General features: G+C 68.8%; 3 protein-coding genes. 2 read left to right on the top strand and 1 reads right to left on the bottom strand.

The features are described from left to right. Window positions 1-469, bottom strand: a 469-nt coding sequence (locus DBR10_RS17045; RefSeq protein ID WP_199225357.1) for an enoyl-CoA hydratase-related protein, incomplete at its 3' end; no start/stop codon positions are given. 114 nt (window positions 470-583) lie between these two features. Between DBR10_RS17045 and DBR10_RS17040 the strand changes: the two genes are divergently transcribed. Both DBR10_RS17040 and DBR10_RS17035 read left to right on the top strand, forming a co-directional pair. Further along, the gene (locus DBR10_RS17040) at window positions 584-1,375 is read left to right on the top strand and encodes an SH3 domain-containing protein (protein WP_108505933.1); all 792 of its coding nucleotides are present in this window, start codon (window positions 584-586) and stop codon (window positions 1,373-1,375) included. Between the two features lie 22 nt (window positions 1,376-1,397). Beyond that, entirely contained in the window at window positions 1,398-2,300 is a 903-nt protein-coding gene (locus tag DBR10_RS17035; RefSeq protein ID WP_108505932.1) for an alpha/beta fold hydrolase, read from the top strand. Window positions 2,301-2,446: the final 146 nt, after the last annotated feature.

Below are 2,446 nucleotides of genomic sequence, written 5' to 3'. Positions count from 1 at the left end.
TGCCGATATTGATTTCCTGGATGCAGAAGAAGGCGTCGTTGGTCGAATAGCGGATGTCGCAGGCGCTGATGAAGTCCACCGCCCCGCCGATGCAGCCGCCCTGGATGGCGACGATCACCGGCATGCGGGCCCGGTCCAGGCAGCTGAACGTGTTCTGCAGGTGGTGGACGTGATAGCGGAAGCTCTCGGCGGCCACATAGCGGTCACCGCTGCGCTCGGCGGTCACGCCTTCGCCGTCGGTGAACACCGAAAGCTCCATGCCGGCGCAGAAATGCTTGCCGGTCGAGGAGATGACGATGCAGCGGGCCAGGGCATTGTCATTGATGTGATTGACGATGGCCGGCAGCTCGTTCCAGAAGGCCCGTGTCATGGTGTTCATGGCTTCGGGACGTTTCAGCTGGATGTGCGCCACACCCGCCTCGATCTCGACCTTGAAACAGCTATAGTCCACGTCACTGTGGATGCTCATGCCGTCCTCCCTTATCGTTGATAACGGACTATCTCGCGGACTGGGCCCGGTGCCAACACTGACTTTACGGAACCGGGTCGGATCCCCCGCCGACCCAGAGAAGGAACCGCTCCGATGAAAACTGCAAACGCTCCCCTCGCCCTGGCCGTCGCAGCCCTGGTCGCATCCGGCGCCGCCGTCGTGCCGGCCCCCGTCATGGCCCAGTCCAAGCCGCTGGGCGGCCTGTTCTCCTGCGAGGGGTCGGGCAAGAAGCAGGAAGGCGGCGCCCTGATCGGTGCGGCCGCCGGGGCCTTCCTCGGCAGCAAGGTCGCCAAGAACGAAAAGACCCTCGGGGCCCTGGTCGGGGCCGCGGCCGGCGCGGCGGCGGGCTCCTATATCGGCTGCCGGATGCAGTCGACCGATACGGCCCTGGCCCAGCAGGCCACAAAGAAGGCTCTGGAAACCGGCGAGGCCCAGACCTGGTACAACAAGCGCACGGGCGCTTCGGGCCGGATCGCGGTGCTGTCGTCCAGCTATGGCCCGCCGGTGGACAGCCGCAACCTGCGCTTCGCTTCCGGCGTTCAGGCCCTGCCCAGCTATGACGCCCTCGGCGGTCAGTACGCCGCCAGCGGCGCGGCCAATCTGCGGGCCGGTCCCTCGACCAAGGCGGCCGTCGTCGGCAAGCTGACCGCCGGCCAGGCCTTCGACGCCCTGGGCGCGGTGCCGGCCGGTGGCTGGGTGCTGGTCGGTCAGAACGGCTCGGCCGTCGGCTATGCGGCCAGTTCGCTGGTCCGCCCGCTGCAGACGGTCGTCGCCTCGTGCCGGGTGATCGATGCCTCGATCTCGACCTCGGGTGCCGCCGCCAGCACCGAACGCTACAGCGCCTGCCGCGACACGGCCGGCGAATGGCAACTGACCCAGGCGTAAGCCAGTAGAAGGACCGCCGTCGATGGACGCAGCCGTTTTCCGAGCGCCGCGAAGACGCCTGATCGCCATCGACGGCGCCACGGGTCCCGGCGAGGTCGCCGCCCTGGAGTTCGGTCCCCAGGACCGGCCCATCGACGTCGTCTTCGTCCACGCCAACGGCTTCAACGCCCAGACCTATACCAGCCTGCTGGCCCCGCTGTCGGCCGGGCTGCGGGTGCTGGCCATCGACCAGCGCGGCCACGGTGCCACGCCCCTGCCGGTCCGGACCGAGGGGCGGCGCTCGTGGCTGGACCTGCGCGACGACCTGCTGGGCGTGCTCAGGACCCTGGACGGTCCGCCGGTGGTGCTGGCCGGTCATTCGATGGGCGGCACGGTCAGCCTGCTCGCCGCCGCCGCCCGGCCCGAAGCCGTCAAGGGCCTCGTCCTGTTTGACCCGGTGATCATGCCGCGTCTGGTGGCCCTCTATGCCCGCGCGCCCTGGACCTCGGGCGTACTGTGGAAAAAGATGCCCATCGCCCTGGCCGCCCTGCGCCGCCGCGCCGTGTTCGACAGCCGCGAGGCGGTGGTGGCGGCCTATACCGGCCGCGGAGCCTTCAGGACCTGGCCCGAGACCATGCTGGTCGACTATGTCGACGGCGGCTTCATTGACCGCGACGACGGCAAGGTCGAACTGGCCTGCGCCCCAGCCTGGGAGTCGTCCAACTACAGCGCCCAGGCCCACGATCCCTGGCGCGCTGTCCGCCGCGTGACCGGACCGGTCCGCATCCTGCGGGCCGAGACCGGCTCCACCTGCCGGGCCGGCGACAGCTTCGCGCAACGGGGCAAGGACGTGATCATCGAAACCGTGGCCGGGACCAGCCACTTCCTGCCGATGGAACGGCCGGACCTGGCGCGGGATGCGATTTTTTCGATGGCGACGGGGTGATTTGATTCCCTCTCTCTTAGAGAGAGGGAGGGGCCCGGCCCGGCGACGGCCGGGATGGGAGGGTGAGAGGTTTCACCGCTAACCGGCGTGCCGGCACGCCGGCAGACGCTATAACCCCTCACCCCAACCCTCTCCCTATGGGAGAG

The organism is Caulobacter sp. HMWF025 (assembly GCF_003060965.1).
Taxonomy (GTDB): Bacteria; Pseudomonadota; Alphaproteobacteria; order Caulobacterales; family Caulobacteraceae; genus Caulobacter.
Note: the sequence above shows the minus strand (reverse complement) of the source record. Positions and strands in the feature narration are given on the sequence as shown.

What these genes read in the sequence shown, in the direction of transcription:
- DBR10_RS17035 (WP_108505932.1), top strand. Translation starts at nt 1,398, where the DNA reads ATGGACGCAGCCGTTTTCCGAGCGCCGCGAAGACGCCTGATCGCCATC.
- DBR10_RS17040 (WP_108505933.1), top strand. Translation starts at nt 584, where the DNA reads ATGAAAACTGCAAACGCTCCCCTCGCCCTGGCCGTCGCAGCCCTGGTC.